At 50.7% G+C, this 21,693-nt stretch carries 23 protein-coding genes and 4 pseudogenes; 16 read left to right on the plus strand and 11 right to left on the minus strand.

Going from position 1 to position 21,693, the window contains the following annotated elements:
* Nucleotides 1-156: 156 nt before the first annotated feature.
* Entirely contained in the window at nt 157-1,359 is a 1,203-nt protein-coding gene (gene dacC, locus RTE01_RS10850) for a serine-type D-Ala-D-Ala carboxypeptidase (protein ID WP_041144738.1), read from the plus strand.
* 28 nt (nt 1,360-1,387) lie between these two features.
* Here the strand turns inward: dacC and deoR are convergent, their stop codons facing one another.
* Together deoR and ybjG are read right to left on the minus strand one after the other, a co-directional pair.
* On the minus strand, nt 1,388-2,146 hold the full coding sequence (deoR, locus tag RTE01_RS10855; protein WP_041144739.1) for a DNA-binding transcriptional repressor DeoR: 759 nt from the start codon (nt 2,144-2,146) through the stop codon (nt 1,388-1,390).
* A gap of 120 nt (nt 2,147-2,266) precedes the next feature.
* A complete protein-coding gene (gene ybjG, locus RTE01_RS10860; protein WP_141335005.1) occupies nt 2,267-2,860 on the minus strand; it encodes an undecaprenyl-diphosphate phosphatase in 594 nt (197 codons plus the stop codon).
* Between the two features lie 324 nt (nt 2,861-3,184).
* Between ybjG and RTE01_RS10865 the strand changes: the two genes are divergently transcribed.
* Complete coding sequence (locus tag RTE01_RS10865) at nt 3,185-4,420, plus strand: MFS transporter (protein ID WP_141335008.1); 1,236 nt, start codon at nt 3,185-3,187, stop codon at nt 4,418-4,420.
* 49 nt (nt 4,421-4,469) lie between these two features.
* Here RTE01_RS10865 and RTE01_RS10870 read toward each other — a convergent pair whose 3' ends face one another.
* Complete coding sequence (locus RTE01_RS10870; RefSeq protein ID WP_123551142.1) at nt 4,470-5,282, minus strand: Cof-type HAD-IIB family hydrolase; 813 nt, start codon at nt 5,280-5,282, stop codon at nt 4,470-4,472.
* Nucleotides 5,282-6,484: an MFS transporter gene (locus RTE01_RS10875; protein WP_045854604.1), complete on the minus strand. Its 1,203-nt coding sequence runs from the start codon at nt 6,482-6,484 to the stop codon at nt 5,282-5,284. Before RTE01_RS10875 ends, RTE01_RS10870 begins: the two co-directional genes overlap by 1 nt.
* A gap of 151 nt (nt 6,485-6,635) precedes the next feature.
* Here RTE01_RS10875 and RTE01_RS10880 point away from each other — a divergent pair, with 151 nt between their 5' ends.
* On the plus strand, nt 6,636-7,181 hold the full coding sequence (locus RTE01_RS10880; protein WP_041144744.1) for a TetR/AcrR family transcriptional regulator: 546 nt from the start codon (nt 6,636-6,638) through the stop codon (nt 7,179-7,181).
* A gap of 223 nt (nt 7,182-7,404) precedes the next feature.
* On the opposite strand, the gene RTE01_RS26590 is transcribed toward RTE01_RS10880, so the two are convergent.
* The 5 genes from RTE01_RS26590 to RTE01_RS10910 all read right to left on the minus strand — a co-directional run bounded on the left by RTE01_RS26590 (nt 7,405) and on the right by RTE01_RS10910 (nt 11,703).
* Nucleotides 7,405-8,457 carry a phage integrase gene (locus RTE01_RS26590; protein WP_141335010.1) on the minus strand — a complete coding sequence of 351 codons (1,053 nt, stop codon included), beginning with the start codon at nt 8,455-8,457 and terminating at the stop codon, nt 7,405-7,407.
* Between the two features lie 79 nt (nt 8,458-8,536).
* Nucleotides 8,537-8,908, minus strand: a complete 372-nt coding sequence (locus RTE01_RS10895) for an ASCH domain-containing protein (RefSeq protein WP_032428730.1) — start codon at nt 8,906-8,908, stop codon at nt 8,537-8,539.
* On the minus strand, nt 8,886-9,959 hold the full coding sequence (locus RTE01_RS10900; RefSeq protein WP_134525454.1) for an N-acetyltransferase: 1,074 nt from the start codon (nt 9,957-9,959) through the stop codon (nt 8,886-8,888). Before RTE01_RS10900 ends, RTE01_RS10895 begins: the two co-directional genes overlap by 23 nt.
* A 26-nt stretch (nt 9,960-9,985) precedes the next feature.
* Complete coding sequence (locus RTE01_RS10905; RefSeq protein ID WP_134525455.1) at nt 9,986-11,065, minus strand: hypothetical protein; 1,080 nt, start codon at nt 11,063-11,065, stop codon at nt 9,986-9,988.
* Nucleotides 11,066-11,091: 26 nt separating this feature from the next.
* Nucleotides 11,092-11,703 (minus strand): phage repressor protein CI, encoded by a 612-nt coding sequence (locus RTE01_RS10910; RefSeq protein WP_042920088.1) that lies wholly within the window; start codon nt 11,701-11,703, stop codon nt 11,092-11,094.
* A 133-nt stretch (nt 11,704-11,836) separates the two neighbouring features.
* Here RTE01_RS10910 and RTE01_RS26385 point away from each other — a divergent pair, with 133 nt between their 5' ends.
* From RTE01_RS26385 to RTE01_RS10945, 7 genes are all read left to right on the plus strand, one after another.
* Nucleotides 11,837-12,058 (plus strand): hypothetical protein, encoded by a 222-nt coding sequence (locus RTE01_RS26385; protein ID WP_032411932.1) that lies wholly within the window; start codon nt 11,837-11,839, stop codon nt 12,056-12,058.
* Between the two features lie 32 nt (nt 12,059-12,090).
* A complete protein-coding gene (locus tag RTE01_RS10920; protein ID WP_042920091.1) occupies nt 12,091-12,594 on the plus strand; it encodes a phage regulatory CII family protein in 504 nt (167 codons plus the stop codon).
* A gap of 9 nt (nt 12,595-12,603) precedes the next feature.
* Nucleotides 12,604-12,798, plus strand: coding sequence for a phage filamentation protein Fil family protein (locus RTE01_RS10925; protein ID WP_134525456.1), 195 nt, complete (start codon nt 12,604-12,606; stop codon nt 12,796-12,798).
* Nucleotides 12,788-13,216: a hypothetical protein gene (locus tag RTE01_RS10930; protein ID WP_134525457.1), complete on the plus strand. Its 429-nt coding sequence runs from the start codon at nt 12,788-12,790 to the stop codon at nt 13,214-13,216. Before RTE01_RS10925 ends, RTE01_RS10930 begins: the two co-directional genes overlap by 11 nt.
* Nucleotides 13,216-13,617 (plus strand): hypothetical protein, encoded by a 402-nt coding sequence (locus RTE01_RS10935; protein WP_134525458.1) that lies wholly within the window; start codon nt 13,216-13,218, stop codon nt 13,615-13,617. Before RTE01_RS10930 ends, RTE01_RS10935 begins: the two co-directional genes overlap by 1 nt.
* A gap of 66 nt (nt 13,618-13,683) precedes the next feature.
* Nucleotides 13,684-13,917: a DUF2732 family protein gene (locus RTE01_RS10940; protein ID WP_134525459.1), complete on the plus strand. Its 234-nt coding sequence runs from the start codon at nt 13,684-13,686 to the stop codon at nt 13,915-13,917.
* A gap of 34 nt (nt 13,918-13,951) precedes the next feature.
* Nucleotides 13,952-16,018 (plus strand): replication endonuclease, encoded by a 2,067-nt coding sequence (locus RTE01_RS10945; RefSeq protein WP_134525460.1) that lies wholly within the window; start codon nt 13,952-13,954, stop codon nt 16,016-16,018.
* 305 nt (nt 16,019-16,323) lie between these two features.
* Here the strand turns inward: RTE01_RS10945 and RTE01_RS10955 are convergent, their stop codons facing one another.
* On the minus strand, nt 16,324-16,647 hold the full coding sequence (locus tag RTE01_RS10955; RefSeq protein WP_134525461.1) for an Ogr/Delta-like zinc finger protein: 324 nt from the start codon (nt 16,645-16,647) through the stop codon (nt 16,324-16,326).
* A pseudogene (locus RTE01_RS10960) lies at nt 16,644-17,303 on the minus strand (phage portal protein); the annotation flags it as partial. The gene RTE01_RS10955 and the pseudogene RTE01_RS10960, both read right to left, overlap by 4 nt.
* Between RTE01_RS10960 and RTE01_RS10965 the strand changes: the two are divergent.
* The 6 genes and pseudogenes from RTE01_RS10965 to RTE01_RS10990 all read left to right on the plus strand — a co-directional run.
* A pseudogene (locus tag RTE01_RS10965) lies at nt 17,294-17,428 on the plus strand (DUF2586 family protein); the annotation flags it as partial. The pseudogenes RTE01_RS10960 and RTE01_RS10965 overlap by 10 nt on opposite strands.
* A pseudogene (locus tag RTE01_RS10970) lies at nt 17,425-17,571 on the plus strand (phage protein); the annotation flags it as partial. The pseudogenes RTE01_RS10965 and RTE01_RS10970, both read left to right, overlap by 4 nt.
* A 4-nt stretch (nt 17,572-17,575) precedes the next feature.
* Nucleotides 17,576-18,328, plus strand: a pseudogene (locus RTE01_RS10975) (baseplate J/gp47 family protein); the annotation flags it as partial.
* Nucleotides 18,321-18,959: a hypothetical protein gene (locus tag RTE01_RS10980; RefSeq protein WP_141335011.1), complete on the plus strand. Its 639-nt coding sequence runs from the start codon at nt 18,321-18,323 to the stop codon at nt 18,957-18,959. The pseudogene RTE01_RS10975 and the gene RTE01_RS10980, both read left to right, overlap by 8 nt.
* 9 nt (nt 18,960-18,968) lie before the next feature.
* Nucleotides 18,969-21,473, plus strand: coding sequence for a phage tail-collar fiber domain-containing protein (locus RTE01_RS10985; protein ID WP_141335013.1), 2,505 nt, complete (start codon nt 18,969-18,971; stop codon nt 21,471-21,473).
* Nucleotides 21,474-21,475: 2 nt separating this feature from the next.
* Nucleotides 21,476-21,655, plus strand: coding sequence for a hypothetical protein (locus tag RTE01_RS10990; protein ID WP_141335015.1), 180 nt, complete (start codon nt 21,476-21,478; stop codon nt 21,653-21,655).
* Nucleotides 21,656-21,693: the final 38 nt, after the last annotated feature.

Consider the following 21,693-nt stretch of genomic DNA (forward strand, 5'->3'; position numbering starts at 1 on the left):
GTTTTCAGCAAGACGCGAGGTTATTGCGTAAACTTTAAAAACTTTACCAACTCGCTGTTTCTTTAAGGTCATTTGTACGCTTTACTCACCGGCTGCTGCTGCGCCGATAGAGTGCTGCGGCATATTTTGTTTGGAAAGGATACTTGGGTGGCTCTTATGACGCATGATGCTTTTTCCCTTCGCGGCCTCGCGGCAGGCTGCGCTCTTCTCGTTCTCGTTGCACCTGCGGTACAGGCTGCAGACCAACTCCCCGATGCCCCTTCGATTGATGCGCGAGCCTGGGTCCTGATGGACTACGCCAGCGGCAAGGTGCTCAGCGAAGGCAATGCCGATGAAAAACTCGACCCGGCAAGTCTGACCAAGATTATGACCAGCTACGTCGTCGGGCAGGCGCTGAAAGCGGGCAAAATTAAATCTACCGATATGGTGACCGTCGGCCGCGATGCCTGGGCTACCGGCAACCCGGCGCTGCGCGGCTCGTCGGTGATGTTCCTCAAGCCGGGTATGCAGGTGTCGGTTGAGGACCTCAATAAAGGCGTCATCATCCAGTCCGGCAACGATGCCAGCATCGCGATTGCTGACTACGTCGCGGGTAGCCAGGATGCGTTTGTTAGCCTGATGAACGGCTATGCGCAAAAAATGGGCCTGACCAATACCACCTTTATGACCGTCCACGGCCTTGATGCGCCGGGCCAGTTCAGTACCGCCCGCGATATGGCGCTGCTGACCAAAGCGATGATCCACGACGTCCCTGAAGAGTACGCCATTCATAAAGAAAAAGAGTTTACCTTCAATAAGATTCGCCAGCCGAACCGTAACCGCCTGCTGTGGAGCACCAACCTCAACGCCGACGGCGTGAAAACGGGCACCACCACCGGTGCGGGCTATAATCTGGTCTCCTCGGCCACGCAGGGCGATATGCGCCTGATCGCCGTGGTGCTGGGGACCAAAACCGACCGTATTCGCTTTAACGAGTCAGAAAAGCTGCTGACCTGGGGCTTCCGCTTCTATGAAACCGTGACGCCAATTAAGCCGGACGCCACCTTTATCACCCAGCGCGTGTGGTTTGGCGACAGCAGCGAAGCGAAGCTCGGCGCAGGTGAAGCCGGCTCGATTACCATTCCGCGCGGCCAGATGAAGAACCTGAAAGCCAGCTATGCCCTGAAGGATACGCAGCTGACGGCGCCGCTGACCAAAGGGCAGGTGGTAGGGACTATCGACTTTAAGCTCAATGACAAAACCATCGAGCAGCGCCCGCTTATCGTGATGGAAGCGGTCAACGAAGGCGGCTTCTTTAGCCGAATGATGGACTTCGTGCTGATGAAACTGCACGGCTGGTTCGGCGGCTGGTTCTCGTAATCCGCCGGTCGCGCCCTGCGGGGCGCGATCAGTAGAGCAGTGAAATCTGTTTTTTCTTCGCCAGCGCCAGCAGGTCGTCGTCGGGACAGACGTCGCTGGCAATCACGTCAAAACGCGATAAATCGCCCATCCTCGCCGGCCTGACCTTACCGAATTTACTGTGATCCACCACCAGCACGTGGTAGCGCGCGCTGCTCATCGCCCAGTGCTTAACCGGCAGCTCCTCGAGGTTGTAGCAGGTCGCCCCCTGCTCGCAGTCAATGCCCGCCGCCGAGTAGAAGGCGATGTCCGGGCACAGATGGCTCAGGGTATCCTGCAGGCTCAGCGGCTTAAAAATTGCGTTGCTGGCGTGAAACTCACCGCCGCAGAGGATGGCCCGACAGTGGGGCTTTTCCTGCAGCGCAAGAAAGGTATTCAGCGAATAGCAGACGCCGGTAAACGGCAGGGCGTTATCAATCGCGTCAATGATCCACGGCGTGGTGGTCCCGCAGTCAAAAAAGGCCATCTGGTGGGCTTCAAGCAGGCCGGCTGCGTGGCGGGCGGCGCGGCGTTTTTCATCCACCAGGCGCGTCTTCTGGTCGCTAAGCAGGTAGTGCGTGGCGCTGCGCGGCTCGAGGACGATGTAACCGCCCAGCAGGACAACGGGCCCATTATGGCCGTTCAGGTCGCGACGGATGGTCATTTCAGAAACGCCAAGCAGCGCTGCGGCTTCTTTTAGGTGAAGCTTATCGCTGCGCTTGAGTGCCTGAATAAGCTGGCTGATGCGTTCATCACGACGTGTTTCCATAATCCCTCTAAGCTGAAATCGCCCTGCATTGGCAGGGCGTCAGTGGGCAATTTTACCTGCCGGAAGGGGGTTAGTCACGCGTCTGCAATGCGCGCCGAACGAGGAGCCGCCCGGCGCGGGCTATTCGCGGACCCAGCCTTTGCGGATCGGCAGGGAGAAACAGAGGCGGTACAGGCGCTGCAGGTATTGATAGAGCGGACGGCCGCCGCTGTGCCACAGCAGCTGCGCGCCCAGGCAGCCGCACATGGCGGTCAGCAGGCCGCCGAGCATATCCATCGGCCAGTGCACGCCGAGATAGACCCGAGACCACGCGATAGCCGCCGCCGCGGCCAGGAGCGCGAGCCCGGAGCCCAGCCGATGCCAGAATAAGAAGGCCAGCGCGAAGGTAAAGCTGATGGTGCCGTGATTGCTGGGGAACGAGTTATTCGGCGAGTGGTGCAGGAACTGATAGCCGACGTCGGCGGCAAAGGGGCGCTCGTGCGGGAAGAGAAGACCGAATATCCACGACAGCGTCAGGCTTATTGCCAGGGCCAGCATCACCTTAAATACCAGCTGGCGCTGATTCGGTCTCCATAGCCACAGCGCGGCCGTCAGTAGAGGAACAATCAAAATCAAATCTTTGGCGATCAGGGTGGCCAGCGTAATAGCCCACGAGGGTGAGGTGGGCGTGGCGTTGATCGCGGCGAACAGCGCGTAGTTGATATTTTCCAGCATACTTTCAGGCTCTTGGGGTCCGATAACAATAAGCCGCCCACCTTAAGAGACGGAGGCGATGAATTAAAGCAGTATTGTCTTAATTATCAGCTTGTTATGATTTTTTTTCGGCTGGCATCTTTGCTAACACGCCGGCTGCAATGAGTATAAGGCCTGTAACCTAATTGAAATATAAACGAAATATAGACAGGGATAATAAAAATTGCGCAGGGCGGGGGAGAGATGAAAGGTTGTGCTATTTTTTTAATTGTCACTCACAATTCACTATCTCCCCGGCAAGACTTTCATTAAACTTTGCGCGATTTTTTATAAATAAGAGATTTCATGCAGAATTATTCGCTTTCAGGCAAACGCCTCGGACGGCAGGCGCTACTTTTCCCGCTGTGCCTGGTTTTATACGAATTCTCCACCTATATCGCCAACGACATGATCCAGCCGGGCATGCTCTCGGTGGTCGCCGAGTTTCAGGTCGGTAATGAGTGGGTTCCAACTTCCATGACCGCCTACCTTGCGGGCGGAATGTTTTTACAGTGGCTGCTCGGCCCGCTGTCGGACCGTATTGGTCGCCGCCCGGTGATGCTGACCGGCGTCGTGTGGTTTATCGCCACCTGCCTGGCGACGCTGCTGGCCCAGTCCATCGAGCAGTTCACGCTGCTGCGTTTTTTACAGGGCATCAGCCTGTGCTTTATCGGGGCGGTTGGCTACGCGGCGATTCAGGAGTCGTTTGATGAGGCGATGTGTATCAAAATCACCGCCCTGATGGCTAACGTCGCGCTGATTGCGCCGCTGCTCGGGCCGCTGGTCGGCGCGGCGTGGGTCCACATCCTGCCGTGGGAAATGATGTTCGTGCTGTTTGCCGTGCTGGCGGCCATCGCCTTCTTCGGGCTGCAGCGGGCGATGCCGGAAACCGCCACCCGCATGGGCGAGAAGCTGTCGATGAAAGAGCTGGGCCGTGACTACGGCCTGGTGCTGAAGAATCTGCGCTTTGTCGCCGGGGCGCTGGCCACCGGTTTTGTCAGCCTGCCGCTGCTGGCATGGATTGCCCAGTCGCCGGTCATTATTATCAGCGGTGAGCAGGCGACCAGCTATGAGTACGGCCTGCTGCAGGTGCCTATCTTTGGCGCGCTGATTGCCGGTAATCTGGTGCTGGCGCGGTTGACCTCCCGCCGCACGGTGCGCTCGCTGATTATTCTCGGCGGCTGGCCGATTATGTTTGGCCTGCTGCTCTCCGCGGTGGCGACGGTGGTGTCGACCCACGCCTATCTGTGGATGACCGCCGGGCTGAGCGTCTACGCCTTCGGAATCGGTCTGGCTAACGCCGGCCTGGTTCGCCTGACGCTGTTTGCCAGCGATATGAGCAAAGGGACGGTGTCGGCGGCGATGGGGATGCTGCAAATGCTGATCTTCACCGTCGGGATTGAAGTCAGCAAACATGCCTATGAGCTGGGGGGAAGCGGGATATTCAGCCTGTTTAACCTGCTAAGCGGCGTGCTGTGGCTGGCGATGATTATCTATTTTCTGCACGATAAAAGCGTCGGCAGCGGCCACGATCCGCAGTAGCCCATGCTAATAACCCCGGGTGCGGCGCGACGCCTCACCCGGGAGCGTATCAGGCGAACGGCGCTTCGCGATTCAGCACCTTATCGATAATATGCAGCACCCCTTCCTCATTGTTATGTGGCGCATCGTAACCGGCAACGGCTTTTACCGGCGCGGCGGCGTTGGCCATGGCGTAGCCGAATCCGGCGTGTTGCAGCATTTCAATATCATTCCCGCTGTCGCCAAAGGCGACGACCTGATGATTTTCAATCCCCCAGCGCTCCTGCAGGATGCGCAGGCCGTTGGCCTTGTGCACGCCGGGCATAATCAGATCGATGCTGCCATAGCCGGTGGCAACGGCGTTGACCATCTCGCCGAGCGCCGCATGCAGCTTTGGCTGCATCTCGGGGATCAGATTATCGGGCACGTTAAGGCCAAACTTGAGGATCGCATCGTCGAGGTTATTAAAGTCATCCACCAGCTCAAGGCGGTGATAATACTTTGCCGCGACCGCTTTTAGCTCATCATTGTAGCGATTGAGCGTATAGGCGCTGCGCTTGCCGCAGGCGATAATTTCAATTTCCGGCAGCGTCTGCAGAAAGTCGATAACCGCGTGAAAGTGATCTTTCGGCATCTGGCAGTTAAATACGTCATCTCCGGCGTTGACCACCCAGCCGCCGTTTTCGGCGACGAAGGCAATCTCATTCGCCACTTCGGGGAAAAATGAAATCAGCTGGTAGTACTGGTTACCGCTGGCGACCACGAAGCGGATATCCTGCTCGCGCATCCGCCGATACTGGCTGAGGAAGCGCTGGCGATTATAGGTTTTGGCATCGCTTAAAAAGGTACCGTCCATATCTACCGCAATCAGTTTGATGCTCATTAGCTGTTCTCCATGACAGGTTCAGGCTGCGGCTTAGCCACCGCACGAGCGACCAGAGCCGCCACCATGACCAGCCCCAGCACCACCATCATGGCGCTGCGCAGGCCGAAATGTTCGCCGAGGAAGCCCAGCAGCGGCGGCCCGACGAGGAAGGCGAGGTAGCCGGTGATGGCCACCACGCTGACGCGCTTCGGCGCATCCGGCCCGGTGTCGCTGGCCGCCGAAATGGTCAGCGGGAAACCGAGCGAAGCGCCAAGCCCCCAGAGCAGCACGGAGATCCCGGCGACCCATGGGTTATCAACAAAAATAATCAGACCAATGCCCAGCGCGCCCATTACCGCACTGGCGCGCACCACCGTCACCCGGCTATAGCGGTCAATGAACCAGCCGCCGGTAAAGCGGCCAACGGTCATGCCGAGGGTGAATCCGGCGTAAATTAAGGAGCCGGAGGTTGGGCTAAAACCGTGGCCGTCCACCATCAGCAGCGGCAGCCAGTCGTTGGCGGAGCCTTCGGCAAACGCCATTGCCAGCACCACGACGCCAATCAGCAGCAGCTGAACATCGCGCCAGACCGGCAGGCCTTTTTCACCCTGCTGAGCGGCCTCGGCGGCATTTTTCCCGGTACCATCGGGGATCGCGCGGATGGCGATCGCAATGGGCGCGATGGCGACCAGCGCGGCCAGCAGAATGTGCGGCGCGGCGGGCAGGCCAAAGCCGGTCACCGCCATGCCGATACCGGCGCCGATCAGGGTGCCGAAGCTGTAGAAGCCGTGCATCATCGGCAGCACGGTTTTATTCATTTCGCGTTCGACGGCGGCGCCTTCAACGTTGATGGCCACCTCTGCCGAACCGAAGCTGGCGCCAAAAATCGCCAGGCCGATGGCAAACAGGGTCGCCGAAGCGAACCACAGCGCGACGCTCAGCACCGCCATGCCCACCACCGCACAGGACATGGTGGTGCGAATCACCTTGCGGGTGCCGAAGCGCTTAACCAGCCACGCCGAGCAGAGAATGCCGCTCATGGAGCCAATCGACAGGCCAAACAGGACGATGCCCATTTCCGCCGTCGATAGCGCCAGCAGATCGCGAATGGCCGGCGTGCGCGTGGCCCATGAGGCCATCAGTAATCCGGGGATAAAGAAGAACATAAATAGCGCCCATAGCCGAAGCTGGAGGGCTCTGCGGGAGTTTTGCGCTGTCATCCGTAAACGCCAGTGAAGAGAAGATGCAGACAACACTAGCAAGTTTGTGTACATTTGTACATACACCGGATGGCCTTCAGGTTAGCGAATGTTTGGCCGTCGTTATCCCCATCATCACCCGTGATGGGGGCGCAATTGAAAAGAGATAAATATGGCCCGTCGACCGAACGACCCCCAGCGTCGGGAGCGCATTTTGAACGCGACCCTGGACACGATTGCCGCCCACGGTATTCATGCGGTCACGCACCGCAAGATTGCCTGCTGCGCCGAAGTCCCGCTGGGTTCGCTGACCTACTATTTCAGCGGCATAGACGCGCTGATTGAGGAGGCGTTTTGCATTTTTACCGTCGAGATGTCCGCTCAGTATCAGCAGTTTTTTGCCGAGGTGAGCAGTCGCGATGAGGCCTGCGACGCTATCGCCGAACTTATTTTTAGCGCCCAGGTAACCACCGCGCGCAACATGGAGCTGATGTATCAGCTGTACGCCTTCTGCAGCAGCCGTCCGGCGCTCAAGGCGGTGATGCAGAGCTGGATGCAGCGCAGCCAGCAGACGCTGGAGCAGTGGTTCGAACCGCAGACCGCCCGCGGGCTGGATGCGTTTATTGAAGGCATGACCCTGCATTTCGTCACCGACAGCGCGCCGCTGTCAAAAGAGGCGATTCGCCTGATGGTCGGCCGCCTGGCCGGGGAGGCGTAGCGCCGCCGAAGATCTGTCTTTAGCTAAGAGAGCTTGTGCCCCGTTAGCGTAAAACTATGGGTAATAAACGGCATGGCGCACGCCGCCGTCGGCGCTGTAAAACAGCGGGGTCATTCAGGATGGGGAATTTCAGGCAACAAAAAACCCATTTATGTAAATGGGTTAATAAAAACAATGAGTTGTAAGATAATCAATAAGTTAGTTTGGTGGGGAAAGGTGGCGATTACGGGGCATTGCCAACCGCTGCCGCCACTTTGCCGCCATTTGGCAGGGTAGCCAATGGGTTAAAGCGCAGCGCTGTTTCAAGGTGATCAGGGGCCAAGTGAGCATAGCGCATGGTCATTTTTATGTCGTGGTGACCAAGGATATTCTGAAGAGCAAGGATGTTACCGCCTGACATCATAAAGTGTGCTGCAAACGTATGGCGCAGAACGTGGGTAAGCTGACCGCGCGGCAGCACGATAGAAGTTTTCTCCATCACAGATAAAAACTGGAAGTAGCAGTCAGTAAAGAACTTGAAACCGTCCAAGGCAATGATTTCCTCATACAACTCTTTGCTGATTGGAATGCTGCGGTTCTTTTTGCCCTTAGTCCTGACGAATGTGATCCGGTATTTTGTAACCTGAGAACGAGTCAGGTTTACAGCTTCGCGCCAGCGGGCACCGGTACTCAGACAGATTTTGACAACCAGGGTGAGCAGGGGGCTTTGGCGTTTGCAGTCGCACAAAAGCTCAGTGATTTGTTCATGTGTCAGCCAGGCCATCTCTTTTTCTGCGATGGTAAATTTGCGCATGTTCTCCAGTGGGTTTGGCGCAGTCCATTCTCCAAGTCGTGCCAGCTCGCTAAACACTCCGCTCATATAGCTTTGCTCAAGATTGATAGTTACCGGGCTGGCTCCTTTCTTCCATTTTTCGCTAAAGTAGATTTCACCCGTCAGGCGTTTATCTCGATAGTGCGCGAACATTTTGGATGTTAAATCAGTGGCGAGGGGATTTCCGAGAACATCGACCATCAGGATCAGCTTGTCGTGAACATGCTCGCCTGCGGTCAGAGATTTTCCGTGCAGCTTGTACCAGAGTTCTACGACATCTTTTAGCGTCCGACGGTCTACCGATTCGCCCAGCCAGGGTTTCGCCTCAGTCTCATCCATCATGTGCCGTTCAAACGCTAACGCTTCACCTTTAGTAGCGAATTGCCTACGCACGCGGCGTCCGCTACGACCTGCGGGGTAGTATTCACAAATCCATTTTCCGGTGGTGAGTTTTCGTACTGACATAAAAAATGCCCTCCTTTTGGAAAGCATTTTTACTGTATGTATAAACAGTGTCAATGTATGATGTTAAGAACCTTATACATCATAGGTATCGGTATGACTGCGGTGCTGTTATGTTGTCACCTAATGAACTTAGCAAACGTGGTTGTTCATAGACTTTCAAATCACCGATCTTAATCGCAAAGGCTTTATCCCTGCTTTGAAAGTAAGAATCAAAGAATTGTTTACTGATACCCGCATAACGGCTGGTTTTTTTCCAGACATTGCTGGGTTTGTCTTCAATAACATCGGCAATATCGAACTCAGCAACGATCATCCCTACAGGCATTGTTGAATAAATAACCACAGATTTAACATCTGGATTTTTGAAGATTCCTTTTCTGAACTCAAACTTTTTTGTTCCATCAAGAATCTTTTCAACAAATTCAGGTTTAATTGACAATAATACTTTCATCTACAGCACCAAGTTTAATAATGTTGTCAAATTCTCTGTCGGTTAATTTTAATACACCCCAATATGCTTGTGGGTTTAAACCAACGTCTTCTATTAGTTTAGCACGAGTGATTCTTTTCGGTAAAGCAAGATTATATGTAAAACTTATAATATAGGGGTATTTCTTTGTTTTATAAAAACTTCTCAATTCTATTTCGGTAAATACACTATACCGAGCACAGTATTTAATAAAATCTTGCTCTGTTGGGAATGAAAAAATATCTCTAACATCTTCTACAACACATAAAGATGTAGCAACAGAACGATAATGAGCTGGACCTTTTTTATCTGACGTTCGATAAATTACGAGAATGTCATGCATTTTTATATTTGCTACATCTTGCATGGCGCAGATGTAAATTTTTCTTATACTGTTAGCGTGAGACACGTCAGTAATAATATCTGGTGATTCAGTTATAAGTTTTGAATCTGGGAATAGACGAGTATGAAAATCTGGATAAATAGATAGTAAGTATTTGTTTTCTTTATGTCTGTTGTTGATGAAGGGATAATCGGCAAGAAGGTCTCCAGTGAGATCATCTGTGCTCATTTCTCTTACTAAAACATTTTCAATACCGTTTTCGGATTCTTTTTTTCCGTATTTTATAAATCCATAATTTAAAAAAAGTTTAATCAGGTAATCATGCTTATCAAAAACTGTTACATATATATCGTTCACTTTTTCACTTAATGCGTGGTCAAATATTTTTTTCAAAAAACGTTGACCTCGCAATGTACCTTTCGTATTAAACTTAAAGGTCCCTATTTTGAGATGTTTTAAATCAGCCAATGAAGGGTTAACATCAGTAACCTCGCCATCTTCAATTTTGAGATACATGAATCCATCAATTGAATCATCCTCATTGTAGAGCACGTATGCTTTTTCTCTTAGATCTTTTGCTTTTTTGTGAAACCATTCTACAAAACCAGCTTTATAGTCAACTTTCAATGAGTCAAAAAAAGCATCGTCAAAGTTTACTTCATTAAAACTAATGTGCTTTAAATTTTCCATTTTAATCTCCATGTCTCATTGAAAAGTCATTTTCTAAATTTAATGAAATGTGCGATTATATATAATGCTATTAACGATAGTGAGCCGTAAATAAATAGATTTTTATCTAAACTTTCTGTTGGGACAAATTTCATAACAAATGTTATTGCTGCGCCGTAGAAAATGTATGTAAATATTTTGCTTAGTTTAGATTTCGTGTTTTTAAATTTTACGACGACAGAAAAATCATTAAGTCTCGAATTTATATCATTCGATATTTTCCAATGATATATCATTGGATCATGAGACCCGAAAGATATGCCTTTGCTAAAATATTTTGTCCATGTCTCAGACTCTAAAATTCTTGAACCTTTATAATTTGAACCGGATGCAGCACAGTCATCAACCATATCGCGGATTATAAAAATATGGCATTTCAAAGGGGTACAAGCGGCGCTAGCAAGAGTTGTGGCTATTTCTGAGGGCAGATTTCTTTGCTCATTAACCCTAAAATCAATGATATCAGACCGCTCAATACTACTCTTAAGGAAGAGATCTTTGGGGTAAAATGTTTTCACTAAAAGACCGATATCTTCTTTATTAATTTGGACACGGAATCTTAAATAGTGATTGCAAGCATCTTCGGAAGAGAGACAATCCTTGAGTTTAAAGGCTAGTAAGGTGCCATTGTGGATTTTTGTTATTTTGACTCTATGGTCAAGCTCGCCGCCGCTAAATGATAACTTAGTATTAACAACTAAGTCTCCTTTATTGGCGAGCACTAATTTTAAATGTCTACCATCTACTGTTTTAGTGTCAATAAGGTATTCATTGAAAACTGCAGTTACGAGATCTCTGCTTGATTCAAGGTTTTCACTAAGATCTGAAAAAAAATTATTTTCTTTTTCGAATGGTAGGAATATGCATATTGCCCCATGTTTAGCAATGGTTTCATCTTCAGGCTTTTTGAATGTGATGCCAAAATCTAAATAGCCAAATTTATGAGCGCTTATGTTCCAAAAATTAATATGCAACTCTTCAATGAAATTCTTATGTTCAGAGTTGTAGGTCGAGCCTGAACTACTATGATAATCCCTACACCCCCAGACCGCAAAACTTCGTGACATATCGATTTCCTTTGTCAGTAACGGTTTTAATTCAAATTGACCAGTAAGTAAAAATGGCATCGTGCAATTGGGTTAAGTTCACTGATAAAGCACTCAAATGAATGGCATGGATTGGGTGCTCCAACCTTGACTCTTCCTACAGGTATTCTCGTAAGTTCTCTAATACTCACTTTCCCTTCTATCTCTACCACCCACTTACCATCGGTCACTTCGTGAAAATGCTGATCAGCTAAATAGAGCTGATCTGAATCCATGATTACGATAGGTTTTTGCAGAGAATCTGGCACCAACGCTTTGTCGAGTAGGTAAAAATTTGAATCTAATAATTTCCCATCTTTGATTTTTTTTCGAGGTACGGAAAACAAATCAGCAAGAACATTTTCATTTGCTGATTGGATACCTAAAGATTTTTGGGGTGGCTTAGGACTCCCAGTTCCAAATGAAAGCCACTCAACTGGGACGCCAGTTTCAATTGAGCACTTTATTATCCAGTCCGCAGGGAACACGTCTCTCATCCATCTGGTGCTCATCGTGCTTGTTGAAATCCCAAGCCGCTCACAAAGAGCCTTACGAGTACTTACTCCGTAGGCCTCAAGCATACGAAGAATAGCCTCACGGCCACCATTGTTAAAATCCATTAATGCTCCTTTGGAACCTTACATGTTGACAAACTCCAAATGAGACGTAATATTGCTATTGAAGCTCATTTGGAGTCTTCACTATTGAACACCGCTAGACACGGCTTACTTACTTAAAAAGGAATCTTGCATCATGACTCCTCACATTTCAATCACGTTGACTGTTCCTTCCGTATCAATTGAAAAATATAGCGAACTTACTGGGCTATCAATTGACACAATCAACGACATGCTAGCGGATGGTCGCTTGATACGGCACCGCTTACGCAAAGATAAAAAGCGCGAAAAAGTTATGATCAACATTGCGGCTATGACTGTCGATGCTCTCTCAGATTGCAACGTGTCCATCAATTAGTTCGATTTTGAGACCGACTGAGGGCAATGACTATGTTTGATTATCAAACCTCCAAACATGCGCACTTTGATGCGGCTTGCCGAGCATTTGCGATTGAGCACAATCTGGAAGATGTAGCCGCTGCTGTTGGCATGAGGCCGCAGATCCTGCGCAACAAATTGAATCCAGCACAGCCACACCGTTTAACCTGTGACGAGCTTTTAGCTATTACGGATTACACCGAAGATGCGCGTTTACTGGATGGAATGCTGGGACAGATTAACTGCCTTCCATCCGTACCGGTAAACAATGCCACCGAAGGCAACATGCAGCTGTGCGCACTGAGTGCCACAGCCTGTGTGGGCGCAATTGCTGGGGAAGCCGTATCTACTGGTCATATGACCGCCGCCCGCCGTACACAAATCCTTGATCGCGCCCGCGATGCTATCCGGAGCCTTTCCGTACTGGCTTATACCGTTGAAAGCCGTATTCAGTCCGCGCCGGTGCTGGCTGCTGCTGTCGATATCGTGACAACTAACGTCACAGGAATGATGTAAGGGAAAACAATGAAAGCCTTTGTTACCTATTTGAAACACCAGTCACCACCTATGCAGCTAGCCAGCGGTTCAACTGGCTGGATTGAGCTGCCAGATGGTCAGCGCTGGAATCCTAGCCACGTATATAAATTTACGGCGCATCAACCGCGCCGCCGTTGGTGGCATCGCCTGATGGGATTACTGCGGGGGCAGTATGGCCATTAATCAGGAACAGCAAAAGCTGGGGCTGGCGCAGATTCGCAACATACGCCGCAAATATTTCAGTAACAGCAGTGAAGCCGCAGATTGGTGGGACAAGTTAACGCCGGAGTGGCGCGGGGTTGTCCTCCATGCTGCGGGCATCTCTTCCGGTTCCGGGGAGTTTAAAGCCAGTCTGAGCAAGTGTTGCTGGCGCGAACTTTTCGAACGTCTGGACTATCGCGCCATGATCCACTTGCGCCAGGGTATATCCAGGGCGCGTCTGACTTTTGAGGGATTCGGTTCGTTGCGGGACTCTGATTTTTCAGCCCGTACAGCACATGACAGACCGATTAAAAAAGCGCATCAGATTAATAGCCGCAACGGGGTGCAGATGATTATTGCGCCTCATATCGTTAGCAAAATGCAGCAGGAGAATCACTAATGTCCATTATTTCAGTAGACGCTAAAGAGCTGGGGCGCGAGCTGGCCGCATGGGGCGTACCACACAATTACGCCATTCGCTTTGTGGAAAAAAGCACTGTAAAAAATAATCGTGTTGCCCTGCATCCGTTTTTCTTTAATGACACTGAGCATATGACCAGCAAGCGCCACTGGCTGGCAGTCAATGCAGCTTACTGGTGCTGTGTATATCGTGAGGCAGAAAGCCAGCTACAGCAGGTAGAAGCGCTGGCCAGCATCCGTTCCATGTATTACATCGCTGGATCGTTGGGGGCTGGTGAAATCAAGGCGCTGATCCAGGAGTGGTGGCGCAATACTTATGAACTGCATAAGGTTCCTGCGCCTAGCTATACCGCCGTACCTATTACCTTTTCTTTCCACTAATTAATCGCCTGATTTTTTGGCCATCCCTGCGGTGGCAGGGGATTCTTTTGCCTTAAGGAAACCAAAATGAACATGACATGTAACCATTTGCCCGTAATAAATTCCGGTACCGATCTGCTGGCCATGCTGGCCAAAGCAACTGCGGAAGGTAAAGCCGTTGCCGCCGATTTGTGTTCCACTCGTCTGGATAAGCTAGCTACCCATGCCGCAAATGAAGGTTTGAGCGCGGCTGAGATTGTAGAACTGATCCGGCAAGAGGCTGAGGCCATTTGCAGTAAAGGGGGGACATCATGGCAGTAAAATCCCCAATTGATTCCATTGCGAAGGCCATCGCATGACGTTGGCCTTAGACAAACAACGTTGCGCCGCCGATTCAGGGCGGCGTGATGCTAATCAGTCTGAAGATGCAGACGCCATCACACACTGGGCGTATTCATGGAATGCGCCCCGTAAGGCCATCTCAAGCCCGATACCCACATACGAAGAACTACAGCGCCATGATCGAGAGAATGCAGCGCTGGCTTGCGCCCAGGATTTGCTACAAAAGCAATCTGTGATTGTTCGTATGTCGGTAAATGCGACGGTCAGCAAGCTGGAAAAAGAACAGGGCGTAAAGCGCGCAAATGCTTACCTGGCTAAAACCTTCCTTGAACGCATTCTGCCGCGTATCAATATTGTTTCAGAGCGTTATCACATTGGCAAAATGACCGCCGATACGGTGCGTCTTATGTACCGCTTTAATCACCTACCTGATATGTCGAAAGAGGATATTGACCTGCTGGCGCAGGATGTTTCGACGTTCATCACAATGGAACTCAGTAGTATAAACGATGAAATGCCGGATGCCGGTGCGCTTAAGTTGCTGCATACACTTTATGTTCGTGCTGCTGCCATTACTCATTCATTCCGCCAGTCTGCGCCGGATTATGAAAAGTTAATGCGTCGCTGCTTCGAGGAGCCAAAAGCCGCCGCTTCTCTCGCCAAAATGATGTCTGATCAGTGGTGGGCGCTTCGCCTGCGCCGCCATGCGTCTGAGTGGCGCGAGCATTTACATATTGCCCTGAATCACGTCAGCAGAAAGGTCAACACTTATGCCAGCAAACAGCTTATCCGTGACTGGAAGGAGCAGAAGCGCCGCACGCGGGAATTTCTGAAGTCGATGGAACTTGAGGATGAATTCGGCAACCGGATTAGCCTGATTGATAAGTACTGGGGAAGCGTGGCCAATCCCGCGATTCGCCGTACAGAAATGATGGTGCGTATTCGTGGATTTGAAAACGTTTGTAATGAGCTGGGGTATGTTGGGGAGTTTTACACCATCACTGCGCCGTCTAAATATCACGCGACTACTATTCATGGCCACCGCAACCGTAAATGGAATGGCAGCAGTCCGGCTGATACCCAGGGATATCTGCGTAAAATCTGGGGACGGATCAGGGCAAAGCTTCACCGGGAAGACTTGCGCGTGTTCGGAATCAGGGTTGCGGAGCCGCATCACGATGGCACGCCACACTGGCACATGTTGCTATTTATGCGTCCTGAAGAAGTTGAACAGGTGCGCGGCATTCTACGTGATTATGCGATGGATGAAGACCATGGCGAGCTGATCACCGATAAAGCCAGAAAGGCACGCTTTCATGCTGAAAGTATCGATCCGGAAAAAGGGTCGGCAACCGGTTATGTAGCCAAATACATATCAAAAAATATTGATGGCTATGCGCTGGATGATGAACTGGACGACGAAAGCGGCAAGCCAATGAAAGAAGCCGCCGCCGCAGCTGCTGCATGGGCATCATGCTGGCGTATCCGCCAGTTTCAGTTCGTAGGTGGTGCACCGGTAACGGTATGGCGCGAATTGCGCCGGATGGCTGATCACGATACCGCGATGGGGTTAAGCGTTGAATTTGCTGCGGTACATGATGCTGCTGACAGCGGAGACTGGGCGAAATATATCAATGAGCAGGGTGGACCATTCGTAAGACGGGATGAGCTGATCGCACGCACATGGTATGAAACCAGCCCGGAATTTAACGCCTACGGCGAAGAAATCGTTCGGGTTAAGGGGGTTTTCTCTCCTGTCGTTGGCATGGATGTGCCTATTTTAACCCGATTAACAAAGTGGAAGATTGTCCCGAAGTTAGCCGCCGATCAGGCGGCAGCAGTTAGCGGCGCGAATGCGCCGCCTAGGAGTTCTGTCAATAACTGTACGGAGGGTGAAGCCCCCTGGCGGTTAAAAAGTGATTTAAACCAGAGAGGGTTTGTCGGCTCCGACGAAGAAATAGCCATACTGATGCGCGGCAGCGGGCTGATGTATGGCCGGGGAACGTTGATTTACAGGAATGGTCGGTTACAGGAGAAACAGCATGATTCGAGCAGCCAGCGCTGGCCGGGTTGGTCGTGAGTATTTTTGATTTAAGTGTTAGATATTGCGGAACATTCTTATGTTTCTGTTTTCAATTCTCAAAATGTGATTTACTCTATACTGTATATTTATACAGTTATTTGCGTGGGAGGATATTAGTGCAGGATTTATTTGTTGAGACTATTGCGCTTCAGCGGATTGCGTTATTTACAAAGTTGGTTGCTCGGGGGGATTGCTCTGTTGATGAAAAAGACGTGGCGATAGCATGGCTGGGGGAGTTGACGGAGGCGTTATCCAGAAAGCTGGATGAGAATGAAGCTAATAGCCCCCAGAGCGGGGGCATTTCACGCGGCGGGTGTGGCTTTCAGTAGATCAAGCGCCATCTGCTTCTGAATAGGTGACAGGTTGTTAAGCAGAGCCTGAACCATCGCATCACCTGTTTTCGCACTCGGGCTGAGAGTGTGGGAAAAAGTCAGGTTCATAACAAAAGTATGCCCACACTCTACGTCCGCACAGGCGCAGTAAATATCAGCAATCTGCCGGTGCTTCCGGTTTGTCTTGCGAATAACCGCCTTTGAGCCGCATTCCGGGCATTCGATTTTCAGCACGCGCATATTCCACTCTCCAGCTGTCAAAATATGCCTGGATTTTAGCCTTTTTTGTCTCATGCCGCATCCTTATCCGTTGTTTCATCTGAAAAATGTAGGTGCAGTCGTGGGGGAACTTCAGGATCGCCGTTGATGGCTATCGCCAGGCGGCGCTGAATCGGGCGTACTTCGTTGCGTTTATAGGTTCGCTCTGTCTTTTCCGGGTCGCCCAGTCCCGCCGCATTTTGCGGCACGATACCGGCCAGCCCGGCCGGAAAGCGGTGCGCATTCAGAATGTCCTGGGCGCTGATGTTCTTCACGTTGGCAAATTCATCCTTTGCAGAAATATCGCCCATTTCAATGAATTTGATGGCGTCGCCCTCACCACCAGGGATATTCACCAGGATGGTGGAGAAGTTGCCGATCCCCTTGCTGTCACGCAGCTGCTGTTCAATCTCTTCCTCCATCTCGTCCGTCATGCTGGGGTCGCGGGTGTAGAGGATACCGCCCGTATGCGCCCCATTGTGGTAGTAGCGACGGCGGAAAATAACGGCTTCACTGTTGAGCAGCGCAGAATGGACGCCGCCGATGTAGTCCGGCAGGCCGTAGATATGCTGCTGCGGGTCGTACATCTTGATGAAGATAATATCTTCCTCCGGGTAAACCAGCGGTTCTCCTTCCTGTAGTACCACGTAGTCACTAGGAACCGGCTGCGCGTTCTCCCTGTCCTTACGGCGATGTGACCATTGTCTGGAAAACGCGCAAGAAAGTGGAGGTTTACGTGGTGATCCGTCCGTATGAGATGCCGCTGGAAATCACCATCAATCTGATGCTGGATGCCAGCCTTGAGGGGGCCGTATGAGTAAGCGTATTTCCGGGGCGTCGTTTGACACCTACTGGGGAACGGATTTGATCCACGTCGAAAAGCTGACACTGGATATTACGGATAACACTGCGCTGGCGCAGACGAAGGGGGTGCCGGATGGCTATGTGGACGGGGATGTGTACCCTCACCGCAGGCACCGCCAGTGCACTGGTACCGGTGAAAGCGGAGGGGACGGGCGGCGCGTATAACCTCGCGCCGGGATATTACCGGATTCTGCCGGTGGCGGTGTCAGGTATCAGCCATGTGGTGAGTGAAGAAAACTGGCTGACGGTGCCGGGAGCTGATGAAGAGAGCGACGATGAACTGCGTGAACGCTGCCGTAACCAGTTCAACCTGGTGGGTAATTACCACACCGATGCGGTTTACCGCTCCATGATTGCGGGCATTGCCGGGCTGAGTATTGACCGTATTTACTTTGAGCATGACGCCCCGCGCGGGCCAGGAACCGCTAACGCCTATTTGTTGCTGGACAGCGGCGTGATCTCCGATCCCTTTGTGGCGGCGGTGAATGACTACATCAACACGCAGGGTCACCACGGACATGGCGATGATATGCAGTGTTACGCTATGCCGGAAACATCCCACGATCTGGATGTTGTTCTGTACCTGCCTGACCCGGACAACATGCTGGCTGATGAACGCGATGCGCTGCTGTCGGGGGTGGAAAATCTGGTGCGCTGTGCGTTTCGGGAAAACACGGATTATGACGTGAAGAAGACGTGGCCGTATGGCCGGTTCTCCTTCTCTAATCTGGGCAGGGAGATCCACCGGACGTTTACGGCGGTGGATTCAGTCACCTTTTCCCTGCGGGATATCGTCAGCGATCTGAACGTCCCGCGTCTGACCAGCCTGACGGTGAGTATCGAACATGACTGATTTTGATAAAAAACTGGCCGGGTTAACGCTGCCGTCATGGATGAACAAAGGCGAGCCGCGCAAATTACTGAATACAGCCCGGCTCTACTGGAAGCTGGTCTGGGAGTGGATCACCTGGCCGGTTAACCAGTTCGACCCGCTGACCTGCTCGGAGTCGATTTTACGGCTGATGGCCTATGACAGGGATATTACCCGCTTCAACGGTGAGCCGCTGTACCTGTTCAGAAAGCGCGTGGCGTATGCCTTTGTGAACGCGGCGGATTCAGGCTCCATCGCCGGTTTTATTGCCATCTTTGAACGCCTGGGGATTGGCTACGTGGAGCTGCTGGAACGTCAGCCGGACATTGACTGGGATGTGATTATTGTTCGTGTTTCGGACAGCCAGATTGCGCAGAACGCAGATCTGATGATGCAGATTATCCGCCAGTACGGCCGTACCTGCCGCCGCTATCGCTTTGAGGTAATGAACACGCTTCAGCTGTATATCAACGCCGGGTGGAATGACGGGGAATTAGTCTGCTATTACGCCGGGGAATATATCGGCGGGGAAAAACGACTGGACGGGGAATATATTTGTTTTCCGGCCAGTGATGGAATCAATGATAACGCCATATTTGGCGCAAAACTGTAGGTATTATTTATGAGTCAGACGGTGATTACTTCCGCCTTTGAACAGCTGAAAGCCCAGGAAGCGGCCAACGGTGGCGTTGTCATTCTTGATGAATTTGTGTTTGCAAATATTCCAAATCTGGACATTACCAGTCCTGTTGATCGCGGTGAGGGGTTGCCGGACGCTGCGCTGATTGTGCATCGTCAGGCTGTGGGTAAAACCGGGATGGTGAATAACAACGCCGTGGTTTACTCCGTGGTGATGGGCGCGGATGTGGGTGACTTTGACTTCAACTGGGTGGGGCTGGTCAACAAAGATAATAACGTGGTGGCGATGATTGTTCATGCGCCCACGCAGAAGAAAATTAAAACGGCGACTGGCCAGCAGGGTAACGTTTTAACCCGTTCTTTTCTGATGGAGTATAACGGCGCGTCAGAGCAGACCCAGATTATCACCCCGGCAGATACCTGGCAGATTGATTTCACTGCCCGCCTGAACGGTGTTGATGAGCGTATCCGCTGTAAGAACATGGACATTTACGGTTCGGCCGCATTCATGGATGACAGTTTTCTGGTAGTAAAAGACACCGACAACTATCTGGTTAAAAAAGGCACGGCATACATTGCCGGTGTTCGTGGGGAACTGCTGTTTGATCAGAATCTTACTGTTGGTCAGCTACCGAGTAAAATCTGGGTGGATGTGTCCTGGAAGGGGACACTAACCAGTGTCTGGGCGTCGTCAGTGAAACTGACGGTTGCGGAGATGCTGGAAAACTACACAGAAAATGACGAAAAGCATTATGTTTTCGCTATTGCTGAAATCAATGTGGACGGGGGAGTGAGTGACCTCCGATTACCCGGTGTGAAATCAGGAATTGTTAACGAAATAAATAAAAAACAGCCGCTTGATGACACTCTCACATCACTGTCTGGTCTGGATGCCAGAAAGGATATGATCCCTTACTTTACCGGGGAAAAAAGCACCGGACTGACTGAATTAACGCCTGCCGGGAGGGGAATGCTCGGAAAAGAATCAGTGGAAGATATGGTGAGTTTTCTGGAGCTTGACCGTGTTGTACGTGCATCCATTCATCAATATATGACTGATGAAGATTTGGTTAAGATAAAAAGCCAGGCAGGGGCGGAGATTGATACCGATTATGCGCTGAAGAAAGCAATTAATGATGGCGTCACCGAGCTTTTTTATCCGCCAGTAGCTGGGGTTTATGTTCACGGAAATACACCTGTAACATTGCCATCCGGTTTTAATATGTATGGTGTCTGTAAACGTCCCTACGTAGTCGGTAATGATTCAGCATTTAACGGGTGCGGCACGGTTATCCGTAAGGCATCCGGAAAGGCATTTTTATTTTATATGACAGGTCGCCACACTTTTAGGCAGGTAAATTTTGACGGGCGTGAGCAAAGTGGCAGTCTGACATACGGTGTATCCAGTTCATCACAAATGAATGGCAGTCGTTTTATTGAGTGCGGTATTTATCGGTTTGGCGTGGGGCTTGGCTGGAGTAATTATATTGCAACGTTATATGTACAGGCGTGCAATATTTCCGGGAATGGAACGGGGGTGCGTAACCTGATAGATTCCCGTGTGATCGACTCTGTCATTAACGCGAATAAAACAAGAGGGGTATCATTACTCACCGGGGCGAATAATAATTCTTTCATAGGTGTAAGAAATGAATGGAACGGACAGGAAAATTATTATGCTTATAAATCTGTTGAAAATATTATTTCCGGTGAATTATGCGACCGCGCAGGATATGCGGCTATTGCAGCTTTAGAAGGGGGGAGCTGGGTTATTGATGGCACCGTTGTTCGCCGGTCGGGCGCAAATGTCACTGAGGGTGATAATAGCTCCTGTCATTTCATGGTCGTCGGTGACAAAAGTTCAATTACGATGAACGGAGTCGTGACAGGTACCGGGGCTGATGACGATGGCGGTGGGCTGAGATCACCTTCGTTTATCTTTTCCTCCACGGGAACGGGAAGTTCGAATGTCATTGCTGCGGGATGTAATTTCTTTGGGTTTGTAAAATCTTTACACAATGAAAAAAACACGCTTCTGAAAGTGATCCGTTCCTGTCTCGGGTGCCCTGATGAAGTTAATACGGGACTTTCGAAGTCAGTTAATGGACGAGGGTGTATTGACAGTCAGTCAGGTGTGCTGAGTTCTGGTGTTGGTAGCGTATTTTCAACAACGCTGGGGAATATATCACCTGGCCTGTACGGTGATCATATATTCAGAACATTACTGATTGAAGGGCGAGTGAACTCTACTGGTGCGAGTGTTTTATTTCGTGTTCCGTTGGTCTTTAAATATGAGTCAACATATGTTGATATGGTTATTATCGCAAGTGAAGCAAAGAATTATGGTTCGAGAATAGATATTGATGGTGGGTCTAACGGAGCCTCAGTGCAGATTAAATCTGACACAGAGGGAAAACAATTAAACGTGTCAGTCACCAGTATCGATGGGCTTGACCGGCATCTAACTGCAACACTGCTATGGGATTGAGCATGGATGAAGAAAAAATGTTGCCTCCTTTTGATAAATGGTTTTCTGAAATTGTTTCTCTGGCAAAAGAAAGTAATCTAAGGCCAGTTTATAAAGGGGCGTGGGTGGATTTTTTTGATAATGGAATGACACCATCTGAGGCAATATCTAATAATGCCGAGAGATTGCAGCCATTATCCTGATCACTCGCACAGTGATTTTTATCTGTACTGGCAGGCTA

This window comes from Klebsiella terrigena (assembly GCF_006539725.1).
Taxonomy (GTDB): domain Bacteria; phylum Pseudomonadota; class Gammaproteobacteria; order Enterobacterales; family Enterobacteriaceae; genus Klebsiella; species Klebsiella terrigena.

What these genes read in the sequence shown, in the direction of transcription:
- dacC (WP_041144738.1), top strand. Translation starts at nt 157, where the DNA reads ATGACGCATGATGCTTTTTCCCTTCGCGGCCTCGCGGCAGGCTGCGCT.
- deoR (WP_041144739.1), bottom strand. Translation starts at nt 2,146, where the DNA reads ATGGAAACACGTCGTGATGAACGCATCAGCCAGCTTATTCAGGCACTC.
- ybjG (WP_141335005.1), bottom strand. Translation starts at nt 2,860, where the DNA reads ATGCTGGAAAATATCAACTACGCGCTGTTCGCCGCGATCAACGCCACG.
- RTE01_RS10865 (WP_141335008.1), top strand. Translation starts at nt 3,185, where the DNA reads ATGCAGAATTATTCGCTTTCAGGCAAACGCCTCGGACGGCAGGCGCTA.
- RTE01_RS10870 (WP_123551142.1), bottom strand. Translation starts at nt 5,282, where the DNA reads ATGAGCATCAAACTGATTGCGGTAGATATGGACGGTACCTTTTTAAGC.
- RTE01_RS10875 (WP_045854604.1), bottom strand. Translation starts at nt 6,484, where the DNA reads ATGACAGCGCAAAACTCCCGCAGAGCCCTCCAGCTTCGGCTATGGGCG.
- RTE01_RS10880 (WP_041144744.1), top strand. Translation starts at nt 6,636, where the DNA reads ATGGCCCGTCGACCGAACGACCCCCAGCGTCGGGAGCGCATTTTGAAC.
- RTE01_RS26590 (WP_141335010.1), bottom strand. Translation starts at nt 8,457, where the DNA reads ATGTCAGTACGAAAACTCACCACCGGAAAATGGATTTGTGAATACTAC.
- RTE01_RS10895 (WP_032428730.1), bottom strand. Translation starts at nt 8,908, where the DNA reads ATGAAAGTATTATTGTCAATTAAACCTGAATTTGTTGAAAAGATTCTT.
- RTE01_RS10900 (WP_134525454.1), bottom strand. Translation starts at nt 9,959, where the DNA reads ATGGAAAATTTAAAGCACATTAGTTTTAATGAAGTAAACTTTGACGAT.
- RTE01_RS10905 (WP_134525455.1), bottom strand. Translation starts at nt 11,065, where the DNA reads ATGTCACGAAGTTTTGCGGTCTGGGGGTGTAGGGATTATCATAGTAGT.
- RTE01_RS10910 (WP_042920088.1), bottom strand. Translation starts at nt 11,703, where the DNA reads ATGGATTTTAACAATGGTGGCCGTGAGGCTATTCTTCGTATGCTTGAG.
- RTE01_RS26385 (WP_032411932.1), top strand. Translation starts at nt 11,837, where the DNA reads ATGACTCCTCACATTTCAATCACGTTGACTGTTCCTTCCGTATCAATT.
- RTE01_RS10920 (WP_042920091.1), top strand. Translation starts at nt 12,091, where the DNA reads ATGTTTGATTATCAAACCTCCAAACATGCGCACTTTGATGCGGCTTGC.
- RTE01_RS10925 (WP_134525456.1), top strand. Translation starts at nt 12,604, where the DNA reads ATGAAAGCCTTTGTTACCTATTTGAAACACCAGTCACCACCTATGCAG.
- RTE01_RS10930 (WP_134525457.1), top strand. Translation starts at nt 12,788, where the DNA reads ATGGCCATTAATCAGGAACAGCAAAAGCTGGGGCTGGCGCAGATTCGC.
- RTE01_RS10935 (WP_134525458.1), top strand. Translation starts at nt 13,216, where the DNA reads ATGTCCATTATTTCAGTAGACGCTAAAGAGCTGGGGCGCGAGCTGGCC.
- RTE01_RS10940 (WP_134525459.1), top strand. Translation starts at nt 13,684, where the DNA reads ATGAACATGACATGTAACCATTTGCCCGTAATAAATTCCGGTACCGAT.
- RTE01_RS10945 (WP_134525460.1), top strand. Translation starts at nt 13,952, where the DNA reads ATGACGTTGGCCTTAGACAAACAACGTTGCGCCGCCGATTCAGGGCGG.
- RTE01_RS10955 (WP_134525461.1), bottom strand. Translation starts at nt 16,647, where the DNA reads ATGAGACAAAAAAGGCTAAAATCCAGGCATATTTTGACAGCTGGAGAG.
- RTE01_RS10980 (WP_141335011.1), top strand. Translation starts at nt 18,321, where the DNA reads ATGACTGATTTTGATAAAAAACTGGCCGGGTTAACGCTGCCGTCATGG.
- RTE01_RS10985 (WP_141335013.1), top strand. Translation starts at nt 18,969, where the DNA reads ATGAGTCAGACGGTGATTACTTCCGCCTTTGAACAGCTGAAAGCCCAG.
- RTE01_RS10990 (WP_141335015.1), top strand. Translation starts at nt 21,476, where the DNA reads ATGGATGAAGAAAAAATGTTGCCTCCTTTTGATAAATGGTTTTCTGAA.